Source organism: Nocardia veterana NBRC 100344, from assembly GCF_000308855.1.
GTDB classification, from domain to species: domain Bacteria; phylum Actinomycetota; class Actinomycetes; order Mycobacteriales; family Mycobacteriaceae; genus Nocardia; species Nocardia veterana.
In genome coordinates this window covers 137,460-159,072 of sequence record NZ_BAGM01000004.1, presented here as the reverse complement: position 1 = coordinate 159,072, position 21,613 = coordinate 137,460, and the positions used below count along the sequence as shown (strand labels likewise).

The window sequence follows — 21,613 nt, the reverse complement described above, 5'->3', positions numbered from 1 at the left end:
AAGGACTGATATCTATCGAATTACCCGATCGAACCTTCGATAATTCGAACCGGAATCCTCGAGCGGAAACCGTCTGTGGATTGGTCCACAAAGCGCTGGAACCACTCGACACGGCGATCTCGTTGCGACCCAGGAAGTGTCGAAAGGAGATTCCGGAATTCATTCGATCCCGGTACGGCGCGGCGGTATTCGCTAGGCGAGATCAGCAAAATCCGTGCGCGGCGAAAAGCCTTGCAGCGGTCGGGAACCGCTGCCGTCACAGACCGACAAACGTGATGCCGGGTGCGGGCCATCGCCGATTCAGCCGTGCCGCGGGTCGTTCTTCGTATTCACCCGTTCGAAGGCGTCGCCGATGGCGGTCAGCTCCTCGGGGCTGATCAGGTCGATGAATGTCCGCCGGACGGCGGCCACGTGGCCGGGGGCGGCGGCGCGGAGGCGGCGCATGCCTTCCTCGGTGAGGTGGGCGCGGACGCCGCGGCCGTCCTCTTCGCAGCTGGTGCGGCGGACCATGCCCTGTTCTTCCATGCGGCGGATCTGGTGGGTGAGGCGGCTGCGGGAGGACAGCACGCCGTCGGCGAGGTCGCTCATCCGCAGCGAATTGCCGGGGGCCTCCGACAGCATCACCAGGATCCGGTACTCGGGCAGGCTCATATCGCTGTCGGCCTGGAGCTGACGGTTGAGTTCCACCATCAGGCGCTGATGCCCGTCCATGAAGGCACGCCAGGCACGCTGCTGCGCCGAGCTCAGCCACGGCGACCGCGATGCCGGGTGACCACTCGGTTCATACGCCATGACGCCATTCTATGGGCCTGGTTTGTGAGGAATGTCGCCTGGTCACGGCGGTTGCGGCGAAACCGTGCCATGCGGTTCGGCAGCCGCACCCGTTCCAGCGCAGCGAACACCTAGAGTCGAGATATGTACGCGGTGACATTGGATGGTTTCGGCGGGCCCGAGGTGATCCGCTGGACGGAAGTGCCGGATCTTCCGCCGCCCGCCCCGGGGGAGGTCGCGATCGAGGTGGTCGCGGCCGGGGTGAATCGCGCGGACCTGTTGCAGCGCCAGGGTTTCTATCCGCCGCCGCCCGGGGCGAGCGACATCATGGGGCTCGAGGTGTCGGGCGTCGTCGCCGAGGTCGGGGCGGGTGTCCGGGACCTACGGCCCGGCGACCGCGTGTGTGCGCTGCTGTCCGGCGGCGGCTACGCCCAGCGGGTGGTGGTCGCCGCGACCCAGGTGTTGCCGGTGCCGGAGGGGCTGGATACGGCTGCGGCAGCGGCGCTTCCGGAGGTCGCGGCCACGGTCTGGTCGAATCTGGTGATGCGCGCCGGACTGCACGCCGGCCAGCTGCTGCTGATTCACGGCGGCGGCAGCGGCATCGGGACGCACGCCATTCAGGTCGCCGTGAATCGTGGTGCGCGAGTGGCCGTTACGGCGGGCTCGCAGTACAAATTGGATCGCTGTGCGGAATTGGGCGCGAGCGTCGGAATCAATTATCGCGAGCAGGATTTCGTGGCCGAGGTCGGCGAATTGGGTGGCGCCGACATCATTCTCGACAACATGGGTGCAAAGTATTTGCAGCGCAACATCTCCGCGCTGGCCGACGACGGGCAACTCTGCATTATCGGAATGCAGGGCGGCGTGCAGGCCGAAATGAATCTCGCCGAATTGCTGGGTAAACGCGGAACGGTCCACGCGACGAATCTGCGCAAGCGCCCCGCGGCGGGCCGCTCCAGCAAAGCCGAGATCATCGCGGAACTGCGGCGGCACCTGTGGCCGCTGATCGCGGAGGGCGCGGTGGTGCCGGTGGTGCACGCCGAACTGCCGATTACCGAAGCGGCGCAGGCACACCGGCTGCTGGATGCCCCGGAGACGGTCGGCAAGGTGCTGCTGCGGGTAGACCAGGCCTAGCCCCTGCGCGCGGCATCTCGGAACACGCCCCGAGAACGTCCCGAAGGCCGGCGGTCGCCGATAGCGGCGGCCGCGGGTCGCCAGCGCGTGTGTCTACTTCTCCAGCGAGTTCAGCGCCCGGCCGAGCTGGTCGATCTCGAATTTCGTTGTGTACGGGGCCAGCCCGATGGTGACCGCGCCGCCCTCGTCGTTGACCCCGAGTGCGTCGAGCAGCCTGCTGCCACCGTGGGCACCGCTGACCGTCCCGATCCGGTGGTCGGCGAGCTCGGCCGAGATCTTCTCCGCCTGCATTCCCGCGATCGTGAAACTGACGGTCGGAATGCGAGTGGACGCCCGGCCGATCACGGTCAGATCCGGCACCCGGTCGAGCACGTCCATCAGATGTTCGAACAGCTGGTCGTGATAGTCCTGCAGCGAGGTGATCGACACCTCGAGTCGCTCCCGGCGGCTTCCGCTCGCCTGTTCGTCGAGGCCGGCCAGATAGTCGATCGAGGTGGTCAGCCCGGCCAGCAGCGCGTATTGATGCCCGCCGACCTCGAGCCGCTCGGCCCCCTTGGCGTACGGATTCAGCGACATCGACGGGATGCGGTCGAGGAAGGCCGGATCGCGGAAGACCAGCGCGCCGATCTGCGGACCACCCCAGGCGGGCGCCGACAGCGCGACCACATCGGCATTGAGTTCGTCGATATCGATCAGGGCGTACGGTGCGGCGCCGAAACAGTCGGCGACCAGCAGGCCGCCGACCTCGTGCACCCGGTCGGCGGCGACCCGGACCGCGGGCGCGGACCCGACGATCGGCGAGGCGGCGGTCACCGCGACCAACCGTGCGGTGGGGCCGATCAGCTCCTCGAACTGCCAGGCCGGCATCTCGCAGGTCTCGATTTCGACCTCGGCCCAGCGCACGTGCGCGCCGTACCGGTTGGCGATGCGCAGCCAGGGCGCCACGTTCGCCTCGTCGTCGAGCCGGGACAGCACGATGCCGGTCCCCAGTCCGAGCCGGGAACTCAGCGATTCCGCGAGCCAGGCCAGCAGAACCGCGCGATCGGGACCCAGGACGACCCCCGCCGGATCGCCACCGACGAGATCCGCGACCGCCTCCCGGGCCGCGTCCAGGATGGCGCCGCTGCGCCGCGCGGCGGCATGACGATTGGTGTGCGAAAAAGCGGATGTTCGGAAACCCGTTGATACGGCGCGCGATACCGAATCCGGGACCAGCATTCCTGCCTGTGGGTCCAGATGGATCCAGCCGTCGCCCAGGGACGGTATCAACCCCCGAACCCTCGCGACGTCGTAAGTCATGCTGGCCACTCTAAGGGCAGCGGGCAAGTCGGCGGAACCGTGCGCCGACCGAATGCGATATCACGCGACATGGGCAACCGACTTTCACAAACCGAACCACACACGAGGCGGACAGAACCGCAACAGAATACTTCCGCCCGAAATCGGACCGCATACCCCGTTCGGCACCACCGGCCGCACCGGGTGATGCGCCGTTCACTTAGCGCTCGGCGCGGGAAGCAGACATCATGGATGCCATGACGCAATCGGACGGAGCACCGGATTCCATCGTGGTGATCGGCCCCGAGGGGCGGCCGCTGGTCGTTCCGGCCGGCGCCCAGGGTGAGGCGCCGTTCGCCGGACAGGTGGTCGGCGAGGGCGGCACCGACGCCGAGGGTGCGCAGACCGGCGGCGGCGAGGAGTCGCTGGCCGACATGGTCGAGCAGCCCGCGAAGGTGATGCGGATCGGCACGATGATCAAACAGCTGCTCGAGGAGGTGCGGGCGGCCCCGCTGGACGAGGCCAGCCGCAACCGCCTCAAGGAGATCCACAAGACCTCGGTGCGCGAACTCGAACAGGGTCTGTCGCCGGACCTGCGCGACGAGCTCGAACGCCTGGCACTGCCGTTCGGCGAGGATTCGGTCCCGTCGGATGCCGAGTTGCGGATCGCGCAGGCACAGCTGGTCGGCTGGTTGGAGGGCCTGTTCCACGGCATCCAGACGGCGCTGTTCGCGCAGCAGATGGCGGCGCGGGCGCAGCTGGAACAGATGCGGCACGCGCTGCCGCCCGGGGTGCACGCCCCGCGCGACAGCGGCCAGGGTGGTTCGGTCACCGGGGGCGGTCAGTACCTCTGAACACCGCTGATCTCCGGATACCGATAAGCCGCCATCGAGGGGGAACATCACTGCGCTACAGTCGTGCACTGTGCCAGCAGCTGCCCCCGCCGATTCGGCGACAGCCGAACACAGCCCGGCCGACGCCACGGTGCCCCTGATGTCGGATTCGCAAACGTTCCCGCGGGCCTTCAAAGACCTCCGCGAGGGGTTCGCTCAGCGTGAGCTGTGGTTGCAGCTGGGCTGGCAGGACATCAAGCAGCGCTATCGGCGATCGGTGATCGGACCGTTCTGGATCACCATCGCCACCGGCGTGCAGGCGGCCGCGATGGGCGTTCTCTACGCGGCCATCCTGAATCAGGATCTGTGGACCTACCTGCCCTACGTGACCGTCGGCCTGATCGTCTGGAACGTGATCAACGCCAGCATCCTCGAGGGTTCGGATGTGTTCATCGCCAACGAGGGGCTGATCAAGCAGCTGCCCTCGGCGTTGAGCGTGCACGTCTACCGGCTGGTGTGGCGGCAGTTCCTGTTCTTCGCGCACAACATCGTGATCTACCTGGTCATGTTGGTCGCGTTCGGCGTCTGGGAACACCTGGACTGGACGGTGCTGCTGGCCTTCCCGGCGATCGCGCTGGTGTTCCTGAATTCGGCGTGGGTGTCGATCGTGTTCGGCATCTTCTCCACCCGCTACCGCGATATCGCCCCGATCCTCGGCAGCACCACCCTGATGCTGTTCGTGCTGACTCCGGTCATGTGGACCACGAAGTCGCTGCACGATCAGGGCGGCGCGGTGAGCGAACGGGCCAAGTTGGTCGAGCTGGTACCGACCTACCACTATCTGGAGATCGTGCGCGCGCCGCTGCTCGGCGATCCGGTGGCGGTGCGGTCCTGGCTGGTCGTCGGGGTGATCACCGTGGTCGGCTGGGCGGTGGCGATCCTGGCGTTGAAGCAATACCGTTCCCGCGTGCCGTACTGGGTGTAGAGGGCGAAATGAGCGGAGTAAGCATCGAAACCCACCAGGCGTGGGTGGAGTTTCCCATTTTCGACGCCAAGTCACGGTCGCTGAAGAAGGCGTTCCTGGGCAAGGCCGGCGGTTCGATCGGGCGCAATCAGTCCGATGTGGTGGTCGTCGAGGCGCTGCGCGACATCACCCTCTCGCTGAAGGAGGGCGATCGGGTCGGTCTGGTCGGGCACAACGGCGCAGGCAAGTCGACGCTGCTGCGACTGCTGTCGGGCATCTACGAACCCACTCGCGGTAGCGCCCGGGTGCGCGGCCGAGTCGCCCCGGTCTTCGACCTCGGTGTCGGGATGGATCCGGAGATCTCCGGTTACGAGAACATCATCATCCGCGGGTTGTTCCTCGGTCAGACCCGCAAGCAGATGCTGGCGAAGGTCGACGAGATCGCCGACTTCACCGAACTCGGCGAGTACCTGAACATGCCGCTGCGGACGTATTCGACCGGTATGCGGGTGCGGTTGGCGATGGGTGTGGTCACCTCGATCGACCCGGAGATCCTGCTGCTCGACGAGGGCATCGGCGCCGTCGACGCCGAGTTCATGAAGAAGGCCCGCAACCGTCTGCGGGATCTGGTGGCCCGCTCGGGAATCCTGGTGTTCTGCAGCCACTCCAACGAATTCCTGGCTCAGCTGTGCGATACCGCGATGTGGATCGATCACGGCACGCTGCGCATGCAGGGTGAGATCGAGGATGTGGTGCGCGCCTACGAGGGTCCGGAGGCGGGCGACCATGTGGCGCAGATTCTGCGCGAGCTCGAACTCGAGCGCAATCCCGCATGATCGATACCGGCCGGTCGATCGAGACGGATATCGAGATGGATAAGGACACGAGCATGAGTGATCAGGCGGCCTCGTCCGCGGACAGCGGTGCCGCCCGGATCATCGCGGTGGTCGTGACCCACAAACGCCGGGAACTGCTGAGCGAATCGCTGAAGGTGCTCGCCTCGCAGACCCGGCCGATCGATCATCTGATCGTCATCGACAACGGTAACGAGCCCGAGGTCGGCGAGCTGGTGCGCGAGCAGCCGATCGAAACCACCTATCTGGGTTCCGAACACAATCTCGGCGGCGCCGGTGGCTTCGCCCTCGGCATGTTGCACGCGCTGACGATGGGCGCGGACTGGGTCTGGCTGGCCGATGACGACGGCCGGCCCGAGGGTCCCGACGTGCTGGCGAAATTGCTCGACTGCGCCCAGCGGCACGGACTTTCGGAAGTCTCGCCGGTGGTCGCCGATATCGACGATCCGGACCGGCTCGCCTTTCCGCTGCGTCGCGGTGTGGTCTGGCGTCGATTGCGGTCCGAACTCGGGGACGAGGATTTCCTGCCCGGGATCGCCTCGTTGTTCAACGGCGCCCTGATCTCGGCCGAGGCGCTGGAGGTGATCGGCGTCCCGGATCTGCGGCTGTTCGTCCGCGGCGACGAGGTCGAGGTGCACCGCCGGCTGGTCCGCTCGGGTCTGCCGTTCGGCACCTGCCTGCAGACCGCCTATCTGCATCCGAACGGGTCGGCGGAATTCAAGCCGATTCTGGGCGGCCGGATGCACACCCAGTATCCGGACGATCCGGTCAAGCGCTACTTCACCTATCGCAACCGCGGCTATCTGATGGCACAGCCCGGCATGCGCAAACTGCTGCCCCAGGAATGGGCGCGGTTCTCCTGGTTCTTCCTCGTACAGCAAAAAGATCCGGCCGGTCTGCGAGAATGGTTGCGCCTGCGGCGTCTGGGGCGACGCGAGCAGTTCCATAAACCCGGTTAGATCAGTGCATTTCGCATGAGGAGGTACGGCTGTGAGCAACCCCTACGGTGGGCAGCCACCCTATGGGCAACCATTCCAACCGAACGGTGCACAGCCGTATCCCCCTGCGCCACAGCCGTATTCCGGCGTTCCGCAGCCGCCGAACGGTCCCGGCCCCTACGGCGCACCGGCGCCGCAGGCCGGTAGCGGGGCCGTCGCCGCTCCCGGATATCCGCAGCCGCATGCCGGTTCGCAACCGCATCCGGTGCAGCCGCACAGCGCGTCTCAGCCGCACGCCGCGCCGGGTTGGGGCACTCCCCCGCCCGCTCCGCAACCCTACGGTCAGCCGTCCCCGAATCCCTATGGTGGACAATCGTATCCGGGTCCCGGCGGTGGACCGGCGCCGTACGGTCCGCCCAACGGCGCGGCGCAGGGGCAATTCGGCGGTTACGGGCCGCAGTATCAACCGCAGCCGGGGCCGCAGGGCATCGTGGTGGACTGCTCGTATTTCCCGCTCGCCTTCATGCTCGCGCTGACCGGCCCGAAGATCATCGTCAACGGGATGGAAGTGCCGATGGCGAAGTGGGGACAGACCCATATTCCGGTCGGCCCCGGACAGCATCACGTGCGGGTGGCCACGAAATGGTTGTGGGATATGGGCCCGGCCGAGACGACCGTGCCGGTCGCGGAGGGCCACAGCACGCACGTGTTCTACAAGTCGCCGGCGATCGCGTTCATCAACGGTGCGATCGGCCCGGTGCCGCAGACGGCGCCCGGCGCGATCGTCTCCTACATCAGCCTCGGCGTGGTCGGGGTGCTGATTCTGTTGCAGCTGCTGTTGGCCTGCTCGATCTGATCGAGCAGGCCGGCGAATAAATACCTTGCGGCCCGCGAGCCGGGCTGCGAAGGTAGATCCATCCCGTCGCGGCGGCGACGGATCGAAAGTATCGAGAGGCGAAGGGTCGAGGAGGTGGAATACGTGAACGTCGACACTCGGATTGTCGCGGCCGGAGACCGGTATCAGACCGGAAAGCACTCCGCCGCACGTATTTCCACTCTTCTCCCCATGCACTGAGGCCTTCGTCGGGCCCGGTGCCCGACGAAGGATCTCTCCCATCATGGTCGACTACGACCGTCTCCTTCCCTACGGCTGGACCGCCGACGTTTCCGCTGCGTACGCAGGGCTGCTCGATACCGGCTGGGTCCCGGCCCGTGTGATCCGGATGGATCGCAGTGAATGCGATGTCGCGACGCCCGACGGTCTCGCACGCGCGCACTGTCCGCGGGCGGATACCAACATCAACGGCCTGTGTACCGGCGACTGGGTCGCCGTCGCACCGGCCGAATCGCCGCTGACGGTACGAAAGCTGCTGCCGCGCCGGACAATTCTGCAACGGGCCACGGTTTCCGGCCGCTCCGACGCACAGCTGCTGGCGACCAATGTGGATACGGTGCTGATCTGTGTCGCCGCCGACGGCGAGATCGACCTCGGCCGCATCGAGCGCATGCTGGCCCTGGTGTGGGAATCCGGTGCGCAGCCGGTGGTCGTGCTGACCAAGGACGATCTCGCCCGAGACGTTCCGGCGGCGCGGGTGCGGGCCGCCGCCCCCGGTGCGACGGTGGTATCCATCAGCGCGACAACGGGTTACGGCATGGATGCGCTGCGCGCCGTGGTGTCCGGAACGGTCGCGCTGATCGGCTCGTCCGGTGCCGGCAAGTCGACCTTGGCCAATGCCCTACTCGGCGCGGAGGTCTTCGCCACCGACCAGGTGCGGGCCTCCGACAAGCGTGGCCGGCACACCACCGTGCACCGCGAGCTGCGGCCGCTGCCGGACGGCGGGACGTTGATCGACACTCCCGGCCTGCGCGCGATCGGGTTGTGGGATGCCGGTGCCGGCCTGTCGCGCACCTTCGAAGACGTCGAGTCACTGGCCGCGCACTGCCGCTTCTCGGACTGCTCGCATCGCACCGAACCCGGTTGCGCGGTACGGGCCGCGATCGAGACGGGAGCGCTGCCCGCCCGGCGACTGGACAGCTACCGGAAGTTGCAGCGCGAAAACGAGCGGATCGCGGCGCGCAGCGACGCGCGGCTGCGGGCCGAACGGGACCGGGCGTGGCGCGAGATCGCCAGATCCCAGCGCCGCATGTATCGCGAACGCGACCCGCGTCGCCGTTAGTTATCCCACTATGCAACTGATTGCATAGTGGTCCACGCTTCGCATACTGTGCATTCCGGGTAGTTCCCCACCCCGGCCCCCGCCGAGTCGGGATCATGGAGCCGGGGTGATCGCACAGATGGGAGCAGGGATATGACCGAAGCTGGTAAGCCGCTGGCCGGCCGCACCATGATCATGTCGGGCGGCAGCCGCGGCATCGGCCTCGAGATCGCCAAGCGGGCCGCGGCCGACGGTGCGAACATCACGCTGATCGCCAAGACCGATCAGCCGCATCCGAAACTTCCGGGCACGATCCACACCGCGGCCGCGGAACTCGAGGCCGCCGGCGGTCAGGTCCTCAAGTTCGTCGGCGATGTGCGCGACGACGAGGGCGTGGCCGAGGCGGTGCGCCAGACCGTCGAACGGTTCGGCGGCATCGATATCGTCGTCAACAACGCCTCGGCCATCGACCTGTCGCCCACCGAGACGCTGTCGATGAAGAAGTACGACCTGATGCAGGACATCAACTGCCGCGGCAGTTTCCTGCTGTCGAAGACCAGCATCCCGGCACTGAAGGAGTCGGCCGAGGCCGGCCGCAATCCGCACATCCTGACCCTGTCCCCGCCGCTGAACCTGGATCCGAAGTGGGCGGGCAGCTCCCTGGGCTACACCATCGCCAAGTACGGGATGTCGCTCACCACTTTGGGTTTGGCGGAGGAGCTGCGCAAGTACGGCATCGGCGTGAACTCGCTGTGGCCGCGGACCACCATCGCCACCGCCGCGGTCCGCAACCTGCTGGGCGGTGAGGAGATGGTGCAGACCTCGCGCACCCCCGACATCTACGCCGATGCCGCTTACCTGGTGCTGACCTCCCCCGCCAAGGACACCACCGGCAATTTCTTCATCGACGACGAGGTGCTGAACGCCCACGGCATCACCGATCTCGACAAATACCGCGTGGTTCCCGGCGACGGCCCGCTGACCACGGATTTGTTCCTGTAAGGCAGTCCATACCCGGCGAACCCAGCGAACACAGTGGTGTCGCCACTACCGACAACCCGGCCCGACGCCGCTCGCGTGGCAGTCGGGCCGGGCTGTCTACCGGACGGGCAACCGGAATCAGATGCCGTACAGCCGTTCCCAGTTCTCGCGGCTGGTGAGTTCCGGTGCGGCAGCACGGTACTGCCGGCTCAGTTCCGGCAGCTCGCGACGGAGCCGGCGCAGCACTCGGATCGTGCGCAGGAGCAGGGCACGGGCTTTGTCCTTGTCGCGCTGCCGGATTCGCACCCCGGACTGGGAGGCGTCGGTCACCACGACGTGGTCGAACAGGGCCAGATGCCACCAGTGCGCGTCTTCGCGCGTGACGCCGACGACACCGTGTTGGGTGCGTCCGGTCCATTGCTGGATGGCGCGCTTGACCAGCACCAGCAGCGGGCGGCTGGGTTCACCGCCGGCGCGGCGGATCTGGATGTCGGACTGCCGGACCGGGGCGGTGGCCGCGGGGTGCTTCGTCGTCTCACCGTACTCGCCGCGACTGGTGCGGGCGGCGGCCAGCGCCTCGATGCCGCCGTCGCGCAATACCTTCGGGCCCTTCAGGTAGTCCTCGATACCCTGCAACGTGGTGTGTGCCAGGCCGTACTGCATACCGACCAGATATTCCGCGATCTCACGGAACAGCTTGCGGGTCACCGCCTTCGGATCCAGATCGGCATGCATCGAACTGACGATGAGCGAATTGCGCATGCTGAAGTAGCGCGCCCAGTCGTCGAAGTCCTTCCAGTAGAAGTCCGCGTGCCACACCGCGGCATTCGGCAGCGTGACCGTCACGAAGCCCGCCGCACGGGCGCGAACACCGTATTCGACATCGTCCCACTGGAAGAAGATCGGCAGCGGCAGCCCGATCCGCGCCACCACCTCGGCCGGGATCAGACAGGTCCACCAGGCGTTGTAACCGGCATCGACGCGGCGCTCCTGATTGCGCTTGAGCATGCTCGTGTTGCGCAGCGCCTTGGACACCCGCTGACCGTGCCGCAGCTCGTGCAGATGCACCTCCTCCGCACCGACGTTGAGGTAGTCGGGGTTCAGCAGGAACAGCATCTGCGCACCGACCAGCGTCGGTTCGACGGTGAGATTCGCAAAGGCATTGAGCCGCAATACCGTTTCCGGCTCGCACAGGATGTCGTCGTCCATCAGGATGACGTCGGCGTGCTCGTTCGCCGCCGACACCTCGTACAGGCCGCGGGTGAAGCCGCCGGCGCCACCCAGGTTCGGCTGCCGGATGTAGCGCAGCTTGTCGCCGAACCGTGGCCGGGTCTGCTGGAACAGCTCCCGGTCCTGCACCAGGTCGGTGCCCTGATCGACCACGTACACGGCGTCGATCGCGGCGAGCACCTCCGGATCCGAGGCCAGCGCCGCGACCGTCTCGGCGCAGTCGGCGGCCCGGTTGAAGGTGCAGATCGCGATCGCCACCGGCCGCACCCGCTCCGGCGCGGCGGCGGTCCAGGCGAGTTCACTGATCGCGAGTTCGCCTCCGACAGCGTCGAATTCGACCCACAGCGCACCGCCGTCGACATACTGATCCAGCGGCGCCCGCAACGTGACCACCTGGTCGGACGCCACGTCGGCCGAATCGATGATGCGGCGGTGCCCGGCGATGTCGGAGGCGGCCAGCCGGATCCGTGCCCGATCACCGACCGCGACGCGCATCGTGACCTCGACCTCGGTCACGGTGGTCCAGCGCTGCCAGTAGCTGGCGGCGAACCGGCCGAAATAGGTGTTGGTGTGGGCGTGTGCGCCCTTCTCCAGGCGCAGTGACAACCGCTCCCGATGTGACTTGCCCTTGACGACCGCATACAACTCGTCGCTGATCTTGGGCGCCGGGCCGGTGAAGATACCGCGGGCCAGCACCAGCCGATCGGGTGCGCGGTGTTCGGTCCGCAGGGCGCCGGGAGCGGGCTCGGCGATCCGCTGATCGTTCTCGGGTGTGGTCACGGCCTGGCCAGCCGACTGATCCATGGTGGAATCCCTCGTAAACAGTGTCCGATGGCGCCGATTCCGGCGCGGGCGCGGTCAAGTGCGGGCTCGGTGCGAGCGATACCCATTATGTCCATCTCACGCGGCACGGTCCGACCGGGCGCGAGTGTCCGGCATATCGTCGCCGGATCGCGACCCGGCGAAGACGAAGGTGTCGTAGGCCCAGTAGCGGAAAACCACGGCGACGATCTGGCCGATCAAAGTGCCGGAAATATTGTCCGACAGCGGCGAGGACAGATGCAGTACATATCGGGAGAATCCGAGACAGCCCAACTGCAAACCGATGGCTACCACATTGAACAGCGCGTAGAGCAGATATTCCCGGCTCGGGCTGCCGCCCTGCTTGTGCGCGAAGGTCCACCATTTGTTACCGAAATAGGTGACCACCGTGGCGACCAGAATCGAGATGATCTTCGCGGCCAGCGGAGCGTGATACAGCAGGCCCTCGCCGCCCCAGAAGACGAGCAGATTGTAGGTTCCAGCATCGACGAGGAAGCCGATCGCGCCGACCACCAGGAAGGCCGCGCCCTGCCGCAACGCGGTGACGATCTTGCTCCGCCACGTGTCGCCGGTTCGATCGACCGATGGGGTCGCCGTCTCACTACTGGCCACCCGGCGACGGTACCGCACCCGGGTTCCGCATTCGGCGCGCGCGCTGTGCCCACACCGTCGCCGCGGTACACAGCGGGTGCACAGGGGTCGAGGTAGCGGGCCGCACCGCGCGGGGCACCGACACAGTGAGGGTTACCGGGCGCGCACCCTGCGCCGCCCTGTACCCTCCCGGTGTTCCGTATTTCGTCGGCCGATCAAATGAGGGATTGACGGGGTGGACCCCACCGAGCTTCGCATTGCCGCAGTCGTGCCCTGCCACAACGAGGAGGCTGCGGTCGCCAAGGTCGTCACGGACCTCAAGGCTGCCGTGCCCGGCATCGTCGTCTACGTCTACGACAACCGCAGCACGGACGCCACCGCCGAACGTGCCCGCGAGGCGGGCGCGATCGTGCGCACCGAGACCGTCAAGGGCAAGGGCAACGTGGTGCGGCGAGCATTCGCCGATATCGAGGCCGATGTCTACGTGATGATCGACGGCGACGACACCTATGACGCCTTCGCGGCGCCGAAAATGATCGAAACCCTGCTGGCCGGTCCGTACGACCACGTACTCGGCGTGCGGAAACAGGACGAGGGCGCACAGGCCTACCGGGCCGGCCACGAGGCCGGAAATCGCGTGCTCAACGGGGTCGTCGGTAAGGTGTTCGGCGAGAACGTCGAGGATATGCTCTCCGGATATCGGGTGTTCTCCCGGCGGTTCGTGAAGAGTTTCCCCGCGGTGTCGCGAGAATTCGAGATCGAAACCGAATTGACCGTGCATTCCCTGCATCTGCGCGTGCCGCAGACCGCGGTGCGGGTCGGCTTCCGGGATCGCCCGGCGGGCAGCGAATCGAAACTGCGCACCTATCACGACGGGTTCAAAATTCTGGGCCTGATCGTCGGACTCGCGCGGCACGAGCGCCCGGTCGCGTTCTACGGCCTGTTCGGCACCCTGGCCTGGCTGATCTCGGTGATCCTGATCGTGCCGATAGTCATCCAGTTCTACGAGATCCACGAAGTGCCGCGGTTCCCGACGCTGTTCCTCGGCTTCACCCTGCTACTGCTCGGCAGTCTGGCGTGGACGGCCGGCCTGATTCTCGACGGTATCCGCCGGTCCCGGCACGAGGCCGCCCGCCTGATGTATCTGCGGTACTCGGCGGTCGGTGCCGAAACGCCCGAGCAGGTCCGGCAGGCGCACTGATGACGACCCGGGCCGACAAGGAGACCGACGATCGACCGGCCTCGTCGGGTGAAGACCCCACCGGCGAGGCCGCGCCCGGCGACGGCACGGCGGCCGTAGCGGGCGAAGCGAGGACCGACCGAGCCGCCACCACGGTCGCGGCCGAAGCGACCGAGCCGCAATCCCCGGGCGGCCCCGATTCGGCACCCGATTCCGACGGGCCCGTGGCACCGCGGGGACTTCTGCGGCGCGCCCGGCTCGGCACGCAACGCGGATTCGGTTCGGCCGCAGCCGCATTCGTCGTGGTCGCCGGCATCTTCGGCATCGTGTTCGCCGTCATCACCCCGCCGTTCTGGGGTCATGACGAGATCACTCAGTTCGGTCGCGCGTATCAGGTGGCGCACGGTGGCTTCACGCCCGAGCGCATCACCGACGATCGCGGCGTCTCCTACGGCGGTTCGATCCCGTTGAGTATCGACGGGCTGATGGGCTACGCGTTCACCGACTACAACCGGCATCCCGGCGAACCCGAACCGCTGGCCGCCGATCAGGACGCCTACGACCGGCTCGGTTCCGCGCCGGTGACCACCTCGGCGACCAAGCAGATGTGGTTCACCAATACCGCCGCCTATTCACCGCTGCCGTATGTGCCCGCGGCGGTGGGTATCCGGATCGCGCAGGCGATCGGACTGGATGTCGGGGACACCGTTCTGCTCACCCGGCTGGCCGGGCTGCTCGCGTATCTGGTGATCGTGGCCTTCGCGCTGCGGGCATTGCGGGGTTTCCGGATCCAGTGGCTGGCGTTCACGGTCGCGGTCCTGCCGATCGCACTGTTCCAGGCGGGGACGGTGACGGCCGATACGGTGACCAACGCCTTGGCCATCCTGGTGTCCTGCCTGCTGGTCAAGGGGGTGTTCCTCGACTCCGAGCTGAGCAAGCCGGAAATGGTGGCGGCCCTGGCGACCGCCCTGGCGCTGCCGCTGAGCAAGCCGACCTATGTCGTTCTCGCGATGCTCGTGGTGCTGATTCCCGCCCGCCGGTACGGCTTCGGGAACGCGCTGCGCTGGCTGCCCTGGGCCTTCGCGGCGCTCGGTGCGGCACTGTTCGCGGTGTGGATGAAGATCGCGGCGCCCACCGGTGACGGCATGGGTTTGATGCGTAAACCGGCGGAATGGCATTCGGTGCGCCCCGGCGACCAGCTGCACGAAATTCTGTCCGACCCGGTGCATTTCGTGAATACCTTCGGCGACAGCATCTGGTATCGGGACGAGAAGTGGTTCACCCAATTCTTCGGGGAACTGGGCTTCGCGTATATCGACGTGCCGGCGCTGTCGATGCTGGCCTGTCTGCTGGCACTCGCGGTGAGCGCGGGTATCGCCGACCGGCTGACCGGAAATCGGCTGCGCACCTGGATCGTCGCGCTGACCGTGCTGGCGAGCGTCGCCATGATCTACGTGACGCTGTACATGTCGTTCACCCCGGTCGGCTACTGGATGATCGACGGCGTGCAGGGCCGCTACTTCGTCCCGCTGGCGATCGCCGGACTCGCGGTGGTCCTGCGGTGGATGCCGTTGCGGCTGAGCGATTCTCGCGGTGTGACGCCGGTGCGCGGCCCCGCGATCACGGTGGTGATCGCGACCGTGGTGGCCTTGGCCGCGGCCGCGATCAAGTACAACGTGCTGGTCTGGGGTTAGCGCGCTCGCCTCGGCTGGAGGACACGCTCGCCGGCCTCGGCGTAGGCACGTTCGGTGTGCTCCTTCTGCGGGCGCCACCACGCCTCGTTGTCCCGGTACCAGGCGATGGTCGCGGCCAGGCCCGCCCGGAAATCGCCGTAGCGCGGCCGCCAGCCGAGTTCGGTCCGCAGCAGGGTCGCGTCGATCGCATAGCGCTGATCGTGGCCCGGCCGATCGGTGACATGATCGAAATCGTCGGGCGCGCGGCCGAATTCGGCCAGGATCAATTCCACGACCGTGCGATTGTCCAGTTCGCCGTCGGCGCCGATCAGATAGGTCTGGCCGATGCGGCCACGATCCAGGATCTCCCAGACCGCCCGATTGTGATCGGTGACGTGAATCCAGTCGCGGATCTGATGGCCGGCGCCGTAGAGGCGGGGCCGCACCCCGTCGATCAGATTGGTGATCTGCCGCGGAATGAATTTCTCCACATGCTGATAGGGGCCGTAATTGTTACTGCAGTTGGAGATCGTCGCCCGCACCCCGAACGACCGCACCCAGGCCCGGACCAGCAGATCGCTGGACGCCTTGGTGGCCGAATACGGGCTCGACGGTTGATACGGGGTGGCCTCGGTGAAGGCCGGATCGTCGGCGTCCAGGTCGCCGTACACCTCGTCGGTCGAGATGTGGTGATAACGCACGTCGTATTTACGCACCGCCTCCAGCAGCGTGAACGTGCCGACGATATTGGTCTGGACGAACGGCCAGGGGCGGGCCAGCGAATTGTCGTTGTGGGATTCGGCGGCGAAATGCACCACGGCGTCGGCGCCCGCGACGAGCCGGTCGACCAGCGCCGCATCGGCGATATCACCGTGCACGAACTCGATACGGTCGGCCACCGGCGCGAGCGAGGCGCGATTTCCGGCATAGGTGAGGGCGTCGAGAACTGTGACGCGCACGTCGGGACGGTCGGCAACCGTCTGATGAACGAAGTTCGCGCCGATGAATCCGGCTCCGCCGGTTACGAGCAATCGCACATCCGCCACCCTAACGCGCACGTGGTTACGCGACGTAAATCACCAACCGATCACGGCAAGCCCGGGGCCGCGTGTGACCTTCGACACAAACCAAGCGGAATGTCCGCTTTGTACCGATTCAGATATTTCCACCAAAACTGTAGGCACACTGCACGTTTCCGCGACCTGACGATCCGCGAGGACCCGGCGGTGAACAGAATTTGAATGAACGGACACAGTAGGTTCACCGCTCGTTAGCTGACCTCCTTTTTTATTTATCTCGTCCCAGAACCACTCTGTATCGAGGTTCCGCAGAAAATGATGATGAGGAAATTCGTCGCGACGGCCGCCATGCTTGTTGCCGCAGTCGGCGTGGCCGCCGGTACCGCCACGGCAGACCCCGCGGCCCCGGCCGCCCCCGAAAGCGTTCACTACAAGGCCAGCGTCGTCGACAACGACAAAGCGGTCATCAAGACCGACGGTGGCTCGATGGACGTCGAAGACGGCGTCTTCAAGATCAAGGCCGCCAACGGCACCGTTCTCGCCGGCACCCCGCTGAACTTCCGGGTCGACGACTTCGAGTTCCCGATCGCCGCCGACATCTCCGGCAACACCGCCACCCTGACCCCGCAGTTCGACCTGCAGCACGCGGTGTACAAGCCGGTCGCGCTGCCGTTCGAGGAGTCGGCCCCCTGGAAGACCCCCTACGACCGTGAGGTCGCGGCCTTCACCCGCCTGAAGGACACCATCTCCACCGGCGCCACCATCGGCACCCTGGTCGGTGGTATCGGTGGCGCGGCCATCGGCTGCATCGCGGGCGCTGCCCTCGGTGTCGTCGCCACCGGTGCGCTGGCCACCCTGTTCGGCCTCGGCCCGCTCGGCGGCTGTGTCGCCGGTGCCGCCGCCGTCGGCTTCCTGGGTGTGCTGGCCGGTCAGATCTTCGTGACCGCACCGGTCGCCATCGGCGCCGCGATCCAGTACTTCGCGACCATCAACGCGCCGTTCAACCCGCCGGCGCCGGCTCCCGCCAAGTAATCCGGCACCCGATCGGATCACCGAGGCCCCCACAGCGACTGCTGTGGGGGCCTCGGCTGCGTGATGGGGTGTTCAGGCGCTGCATACCTCGGGCTCAGGCGCTGCGCGCCGCCTGCTCCGGTTCGACGCGGGCCCGCACGAACCGCGCCACCCGCGCCAGCGCCGCCCGGCTCTCCGGCATATTCGGCAGGATGCTCATGAAGGCGTGTACCTGGCCACGCCAGAGCTCCAGGGAATTCGGCACGCCCGCGGCGGTGAGCCGGCGAGCCATCAGTTCGGCATCGCAGCGCAGCAGTTCGTCCTCACCCACGATCAACAGGGCCGGCGGTAGCCCGGCGAGCGAGCCGTTGACCGGGGACAGCGCCGGATCGAGGGGCTTTTCGGCCTCGGCCCCGTACCGCACCATCTGCCGCACCGCGGTCATCGGGATATAGGCGTCGCGGGCGACGTTCATGTAGTCACCCTTGACCCGGCAGTCGAGATCGAGCAGCGGAGACAGGCCGACCAAACCGGCCGGCGCCGGCAGCCCCGCCTGCGCGGCCCGCAACGCGGTGGCGAAGGTGAGGAAACCGCCCGCGGAATCGCCGGCGAAGACGATGCGCGCCGGATCGGCACCGTGGCGCAGCAGCCAGCGGTAGGCGGTCACGCAATCCTCGACCGAACCGGCGATCGGGGTGCCCGGCAACTGCCGATAGTCCACATTGACGACCGGCAAACCGGTACGCCGAGCCAGACTGGCCGCGATCGGCCGATGCGAATCCAGGCCGCACAGGAAGAAGCCGCCGCCGTGCATGTACATCACGGCACCGTCGCGCAGCGACCGCCGCGCTCCGGCGGGTCGGATGATCTCCATGCGGAAGTTGCTCAACCGCACCTGCTCCCGTTCGACCCCGCGCACGCGCGGACGCAGGGCGGCGAGCCGGTCGACCAGAACCCGGGCCACCGGCATGGTCATCGGGGTGATCGGATAGCGCCGGATGAACGGTCCGACGACGCCCCGGCACGTCAGCAGTACCGCCTGCGAATGCAGGCTGGCACCCTCCGGATTCACGACAACACCGGGCTCGAGCCCCGGCTGGTATTCGGCCTCGCCGATGGGAATCGCCGTCATCGCGCACCTGCCTGCCACTCGGCGCGCCGAGGGGCCGGCCACCGGCGATACGGTGGCGGAGGCGTCGGCGCTGACATCTCACATACTGGTGTTTCACAACACCATGGATATGTGACCTACGCAATAGTTGATCGCCCAACCATGGAGCTGCGAAACCACCGTGACCATTTCGCGGTCCAGTCGGAACCTCATCGAGCCCGAACGGGCGACAGCTGGCAGACTTGCATCACATGCGCGGAATCATCCTGGCCGGTGGCACCGGTACCCGGTTGCACCCGATCACGCGCGGGGTGAGCAAACAGCTGGTCCCGGTGTACGACAAACCGATGGTGTACTACCCGCTCTCCACTCTGATGCTGGCGGGCATTCGCGACATCCTGGTCATCACCACCCCCGAGGACGCCGAGGCATTCCGGCGGCTGCTCGGCGACGGCAGTCAATTCGGTCTGTCGCTCGACTATGTGGTGCAACCCGAACCCGACGGCCTGGCGCGGGCCTTCGTCCTGGGCGCCGATCACATCGGCACCGACTCCGCGGCACTGGTCCTCGGCGACAACATCTTTCACGGACCCGGGCTGGGCACCCGGCTGCGGCGCTTCGACGGTCTCGACGGCGGGGCGGTCTTCGCCTACCGGGTGTCGGACCCGTCGGCCTACGGCGTGATCGAATTCGTCGGCGGCCGAGCCGTTTCCATCGAGGAGAAGCCGAAGCTGCCGCGGTCCAACTACGCGATCCCGGGCCTGTACTTCTACGACAACGACGTGGTCGAGATCGCCCGGGGGCTGCGGCCCTCCGCCCGCGGCGAGTACGAGATCACCGACATCAACCGCACCTACCTGGAGCAGGGGCGATTGCAGGTGGAAACGCTCGCCCGCGGCACCGCGTGGCTCGACACCGGCACCTTCGATTCGCTGCTGGACGCGGCGAATTACGTGCGCACCATCGAAGAACGCCAAGGCCTCAAGATCGGCGTCCCCGAGGAGGTGGCCTGGCGGATGGGATTCATCGACGACGAACAGCTGTGCCGGCTCGCCGAGCCGATGGTGCGCTCGGGATACGGGACCTACCTGCTCGACCTGCTGACTCGCGGGCGCGACGAGGGTCTCGACGGCTACGGACAGGAGGTGTGAGATGCGGATCCGAGAACTCGCGGTCCCGGGCGCGTGGGAGTTCACCCCCGCCCTGCACGGCGACGAGCGCGGCGTATTCGCCGAAACCTTCAAGGCCTCGGAATTCGAGAAGGCGACCGGCAGGCCCTTCGATCTGCTGCAGGTCAACACCTCCACGTCGGCCGCCGGGGTGCTGCGCGGCATCCACTACACCGAAAACCCGCCCGGACAGGCGAAGTACGTCACGTGTATGCGCGGGGCGTTCCTGGATGTGGTGGTCGATCTGCGGCGCGATTCGCCCACGTTCGGACGCTGGGACAGCGTGGTGCTCGACGACGTCGAGCGCCGTTCGGTCTTTCTGTCCGAAGGCCTCGGCCACGCGTTGCTGTCGCTGGCCGACGACTCGACGGTGACCTATCTGTGCTCGCTCGAGTACAGCCCCGAATTCGACCGGGATCTGGACGCTTTCGATCCCGACCTCGCCATCGACTGGCCGGCCGTCGGTTCCGACGGCCGCCCGCTCACCTACCTCCGCTCGCCGAAGGATGCTGCCGCCCCGGGGTTGCGGAGCCTGCGCTGACCACCGGCTCCGTCCGGTCTCGCAGGAATACCTCTGCACAGATCGCCCGCGAATACGATGATGGACGGTGGGGTCAGCCGGCACAGGAGGCGGGCCGTGATTCGAGGGGAACGCCGGTTGTCATCAGGTAAAATGTTGCGGCACATCGCAGTAGGCGCCATGGCCCTGGCGCTCCTCGTGGCGCCGGTGGCCGGATGCGCCTCCAGGCCCAGCTCCGGCCCGAAGGCCGACGACCGTGATCTGACTACCAATCGCGACCTGAGTGGCGCTTGTGGAGCGAACCGGACCTATTTCCCCAAAGCTCCTGCCTACGCAGGCAGTGCGCCACACCCGATCGTCGCGTTCGTCACCAGTGACTTGGGTTCGATCGACGAGGTCTCCACAACCGAGTGGGATTCGGATCGACCGCTCCAGTGGAGTCGGGTCGAGCCCGCCCGCTACCAGCTCATCGCTTGTCTCGGCAAGGGCGAAGCCGGTGAATACCTCACCACGTGCACCTTCGACGACGGCGAGACTGTCCCCCTGCACCGCGGCCGCTACGAGGTGACGGTGTACGAAGCGGCCACCGGTAAGAAGGTCGGTAGCGAACAGCTGCGGGGATCCGCGGGCGACCACAACCCGTGCCCATTCCTCACCTATGTGCGGCGGGACAACCCGAAGCTCTACACCGAGCCCGGATACGACGAATTCCGCACTGTCCTCGGCAAGTACGTCGATCGAGCAGTGGCTGCAGCGCCCGGCTCGACCACCGGCGCCGGTAAACCGGGGCTGGTCAGCGATATCAGCGGGCTGTGCGATGCGCTGGCCGCCGACATTCCCGAGACGGCCGAGCAGTTGCCGCTCAACCGCACCGGTTCCGGTGGCAACAGCCAGCAGTGCACGTGGGGAAGCGACTCCTACGACCGCAACAACCCCGCCCCACCGCCGCGACTGCGGGTGAGCGTCACCGCGCACGGCGGCGTCGGTTCGACCGGCTCAGCGGTCGAGGCGGCCCAACGGGAATACGAATCCGACCGTCAATTCCTCGCCAAGGACGGCGCCCCGCAACCGGTACCCGGTCTCGGCGACCAAGCGGCCCTCGCCAACCGCGACGCCGACCTCGTCGTCGCCGGCGGACCGCACGCCGGACGTTATCCGGGCCGCGAAACGAAGATCATCGTGCTCGCCAGGAATGTGACCATCGAGATCACCTGGGGTGGCCCGGCAGCCCAGTTTCCCACCGAACGAACCGAGCCCGAGGCCACCGAACTCGCGCGTCGGATCATCGCCCGCCTTCCGGGGTAGCGGAGAACTGCGAGGCCGAATGCCACGCCCGGTGCGTGGGTTGCCGGGCGTGGCATTCGATTCGCGCCGGGCC

The 21,613-nt window shown here is 67.0% G+C and carries 20 protein-coding genes; 14 read left to right on the top strand and 6 right to left on the bottom strand.

Going from position 1 to position 21,613, the window contains the following annotated elements:
• Positions 1 to 300: 300 nt before the first annotated feature.
• Entirely contained in the window at positions 301 to 792 is a 492-nt protein-coding gene (locus ON37_RS00745) for a MarR family winged helix-turn-helix transcriptional regulator (protein WP_040715272.1), read from the bottom strand.
• A 123-nt stretch (positions 793 to 915) separates the two neighbouring features.
• Between ON37_RS00745 and ON37_RS00740 the strand changes: the two genes are divergently transcribed.
• Positions 916 to 1,905 (top strand): NAD(P)H-quinone oxidoreductase, encoded by a 990-nt coding sequence (locus ON37_RS00740; protein WP_040715271.1) that lies wholly within the window; start codon positions 916 to 918, stop codon positions 1,903 to 1,905.
• A 93-nt stretch (positions 1,906 to 1,998) separates the two neighbouring features.
• On the opposite strand, the gene ON37_RS00735 is transcribed toward ON37_RS00740, so the two are convergent.
• Positions 1,999 to 3,204 carry a cysteine desulfurase-like protein gene (locus tag ON37_RS00735; RefSeq protein ID WP_040715270.1) on the bottom strand — a complete coding sequence of 402 codons (1,206 nt, stop codon included), beginning with the start codon at positions 3,202 to 3,204 and terminating at the stop codon, positions 1,999 to 2,001.
• Positions 3,205 to 3,440: 236 nt separating this feature from the next.
• On the opposite strand from ON37_RS00735, the gene ON37_RS00730 reads away from it, so the two are divergent.
• The 7 genes from ON37_RS00730 (at position 3,441) to ON37_RS00700 (ending at position 9,930) form a co-directional block, all read left to right on the top strand.
• Complete coding sequence (locus ON37_RS00730) at positions 3,441 to 4,037, top strand: bacterial proteasome activator family protein (RefSeq protein WP_085997201.1); 597 nt, start codon at positions 3,441 to 3,443, stop codon at positions 4,035 to 4,037.
• Positions 4,038 to 4,176: 139 nt separating this feature from the next.
• Complete coding sequence (gene wzm, locus ON37_RS00725) at positions 4,177 to 5,001, top strand: galactan export ABC transporter permease subunit Wzm/RfbD (RefSeq protein ID WP_051031012.1); 825 nt, start codon at positions 4,177 to 4,179, stop codon at positions 4,999 to 5,001.
• 8 nt (positions 5,002 to 5,009) lie between these two features.
• Positions 5,010 to 5,816, top strand: coding sequence for a galactan export ABC transporter ATP-binding subunit Wzt/RfbE (wzt, locus tag ON37_RS00720; RefSeq protein ID WP_040715268.1), 807 nt, complete (start codon positions 5,010 to 5,012; stop codon positions 5,814 to 5,816).
• A gap of 53 nt (positions 5,817 to 5,869) precedes the next feature.
• Positions 5,870 to 6,793, top strand: a complete 924-nt coding sequence (gene glfT1, locus ON37_RS00715; RefSeq protein WP_040715353.1) for a galactofuranosyltransferase GlfT1 — start codon at positions 5,870 to 5,872, stop codon at positions 6,791 to 6,793.
• Between the two features lie 31 nt (positions 6,794 to 6,824).
• On the top strand, positions 6,825 to 7,628 hold the full coding sequence (locus ON37_RS33940; RefSeq protein ID WP_083892606.1) for a hypothetical protein: 804 nt from the start codon (positions 6,825 to 6,827) through the stop codon (positions 7,626 to 7,628).
• Positions 7,629 to 7,890: 262 nt separating this feature from the next.
• The gene (rsgA, locus tag ON37_RS00705) at positions 7,891 to 8,949 is read left to right on the top strand and encodes a ribosome small subunit-dependent GTPase A (RefSeq protein ID WP_051031002.1); all 1,059 of its coding nucleotides are present in this window, start codon (positions 7,891 to 7,893) and stop codon (positions 8,947 to 8,949) included.
• A gap of 132 nt (positions 8,950 to 9,081) precedes the next feature.
• Positions 9,082 to 9,930 carry an SDR family oxidoreductase gene (locus ON37_RS00700; RefSeq protein ID WP_040715267.1) on the top strand — a complete coding sequence of 283 codons (849 nt, stop codon included), beginning with the start codon at positions 9,082 to 9,084 and terminating at the stop codon, positions 9,928 to 9,930.
• Between the two features lie 117 nt (positions 9,931 to 10,047).
• Here ON37_RS00700 and ON37_RS00695 read toward each other — a convergent pair whose 3' ends face one another.
• Positions 10,048 to 11,943, bottom strand: coding sequence for a glycosyltransferase (locus tag ON37_RS00695; RefSeq protein WP_083892605.1), 1,896 nt, complete (start codon positions 11,941 to 11,943; stop codon positions 10,048 to 10,050).
• Between the two features lie 96 nt (positions 11,944 to 12,039).
• The gene (locus tag ON37_RS00690; protein ID WP_051031001.1) at positions 12,040 to 12,573 is read right to left on the bottom strand and encodes a GtrA family protein; all 534 of its coding nucleotides are present in this window, start codon (positions 12,571 to 12,573) and stop codon (positions 12,040 to 12,042) included.
• A 214-nt stretch (positions 12,574 to 12,787) separates the two neighbouring features.
• On the opposite strand from ON37_RS00690, the gene ON37_RS00685 reads away from it, so the two are divergent.
• Both ON37_RS00685 and ON37_RS00680 read left to right on the top strand, forming a co-directional pair.
• On the top strand, positions 12,788 to 13,753 hold the full coding sequence (locus tag ON37_RS00685; protein WP_040715266.1) for a glycosyltransferase: 966 nt from the start codon (positions 12,788 to 12,790) through the stop codon (positions 13,751 to 13,753).
• On the top strand, positions 13,753 to 15,426 hold the full coding sequence (locus tag ON37_RS00680; RefSeq protein WP_083892601.1) for a DUF2142 domain-containing protein: 1,674 nt from the start codon (positions 13,753 to 13,755) through the stop codon (positions 15,424 to 15,426). The genes ON37_RS00685 and ON37_RS00680 overlap by 1 nt, the downstream gene beginning before the upstream one ends.
• Here ON37_RS00680 and rfbB read toward each other — a convergent pair.
• Complete coding sequence (rfbB, locus tag ON37_RS00675) at positions 15,423 to 16,442, bottom strand: dTDP-glucose 4,6-dehydratase (RefSeq protein WP_040715340.1); 1,020 nt, start codon at positions 16,440 to 16,442, stop codon at positions 15,423 to 15,425. The two genes, ON37_RS00680 and rfbB, sit on opposite strands and share 4 nt — an antisense overlap.
• A 297-nt stretch (positions 16,443 to 16,739) precedes the next feature.
• On the opposite strand from rfbB, the gene ON37_RS00670 reads away from it, so the two are divergent.
• A complete protein-coding gene (locus ON37_RS00670; protein WP_040715265.1) occupies positions 16,740 to 17,456 on the top strand; it encodes a DUF8020 domain-containing protein in 717 nt (238 codons plus the stop codon).
• Positions 17,457 to 17,550: 94 nt separating this feature from the next.
• Here ON37_RS00670 and ON37_RS00665 read toward each other — a convergent pair whose 3' ends face one another.
• Positions 17,551 to 18,567, bottom strand: a complete 1,017-nt coding sequence (locus ON37_RS00665) for an alpha/beta hydrolase (RefSeq protein WP_083892599.1) — start codon at positions 18,565 to 18,567, stop codon at positions 17,551 to 17,553.
• 230 nt (positions 18,568 to 18,797) lie between these two features.
• On the opposite strand from ON37_RS00665, the gene rfbA reads away from it, so the two are divergent.
• From rfbA to ON37_RS30705, 3 genes are all read left to right on the top strand, one after another.
• Entirely contained in the window at positions 18,798 to 19,697 is a 900-nt protein-coding gene (gene rfbA, locus ON37_RS00660) for a glucose-1-phosphate thymidylyltransferase RfbA (RefSeq protein ID WP_040715264.1), read from the top strand.
• 1 nt (position 19,698) lies between these two features.
• Positions 19,699 to 20,256 (top strand): dTDP-4-dehydrorhamnose 3,5-epimerase family protein, encoded by a 558-nt coding sequence (locus ON37_RS00655; protein ID WP_040715262.1) that lies wholly within the window; start codon positions 19,699 to 19,701, stop codon positions 20,254 to 20,256.
• Positions 20,257 to 20,415: 159 nt separating this feature from the next.
• The gene (locus ON37_RS30705) at positions 20,416 to 21,540 is read left to right on the top strand and encodes a hypothetical protein (protein ID WP_157171308.1); all 1,125 of its coding nucleotides are present in this window, start codon (positions 20,416 to 20,418) and stop codon (positions 21,538 to 21,540) included.
• Positions 21,541 to 21,613: the final 73 nt, after the last annotated feature.

Excerpts from the sequence above, each read along its gene's own strand:
- ON37_RS00745 (WP_040715272.1), bottom strand. The coding sequence starts at position 792 with ATGGCGTATGAACCGAGTGGTCACCCGGCATCGCGGTCGCCGTGGCTG.
- ON37_RS00740 (WP_040715271.1), top strand. The coding sequence starts at position 916 with ATGTACGCGGTGACATTGGATGGTTTCGGCGGGCCCGAGGTGATCCGC.
- ON37_RS00735 (WP_040715270.1), bottom strand. The coding sequence starts at position 3,204 with ATGACTTACGACGTCGCGAGGGTTCGGGGGTTGATACCGTCCCTGGGC.
- ON37_RS00730 (WP_085997201.1), top strand. The coding sequence starts at position 3,441 with ATGACGCAATCGGACGGAGCACCGGATTCCATCGTGGTGATCGGCCCC.
- wzm (WP_051031012.1), top strand. The coding sequence starts at position 4,177 with ATGTCGGATTCGCAAACGTTCCCGCGGGCCTTCAAAGACCTCCGCGAG.
- wzt (WP_040715268.1), top strand. The coding sequence starts at position 5,010 with ATGAGCGGAGTAAGCATCGAAACCCACCAGGCGTGGGTGGAGTTTCCC.
- glfT1 (WP_040715353.1), top strand. The coding sequence starts at position 5,870 with ATGAGTGATCAGGCGGCCTCGTCCGCGGACAGCGGTGCCGCCCGGATC.
- rsgA (WP_051031002.1), top strand. The coding sequence starts at position 7,891 with ATGGTCGACTACGACCGTCTCCTTCCCTACGGCTGGACCGCCGACGTT.
- ON37_RS00700 (WP_040715267.1), top strand. The coding sequence starts at position 9,082 with ATGACCGAAGCTGGTAAGCCGCTGGCCGGCCGCACCATGATCATGTCG.
- ON37_RS00695 (WP_083892605.1), bottom strand. The coding sequence starts at position 11,943 with ATGGATCAGTCGGCTGGCCAGGCCGTGACCACACCCGAGAACGATCAG.
- ON37_RS00680 (WP_083892601.1), top strand. The coding sequence starts at position 13,753 with ATGACGACCCGGGCCGACAAGGAGACCGACGATCGACCGGCCTCGTCG.
- ON37_RS00670 (WP_040715265.1), top strand. The coding sequence starts at position 16,740 with ATGATGATGAGGAAATTCGTCGCGACGGCCGCCATGCTTGTTGCCGCA.
- ON37_RS00665 (WP_083892599.1), bottom strand. The coding sequence starts at position 18,567 with ATGACGGCGATTCCCATCGGCGAGGCCGAATACCAGCCGGGGCTCGAG.
- rfbA (WP_040715264.1), top strand. The coding sequence starts at position 18,798 with ATGCGCGGAATCATCCTGGCCGGTGGCACCGGTACCCGGTTGCACCCG.
- ON37_RS00655 (WP_040715262.1), top strand. The coding sequence starts at position 19,699 with ATGCGGATCCGAGAACTCGCGGTCCCGGGCGCGTGGGAGTTCACCCCC.
- ON37_RS30705 (WP_157171308.1), top strand. The coding sequence starts at position 20,416 with ATGGCCCTGGCGCTCCTCGTGGCGCCGGTGGCCGGATGCGCCTCCAGG.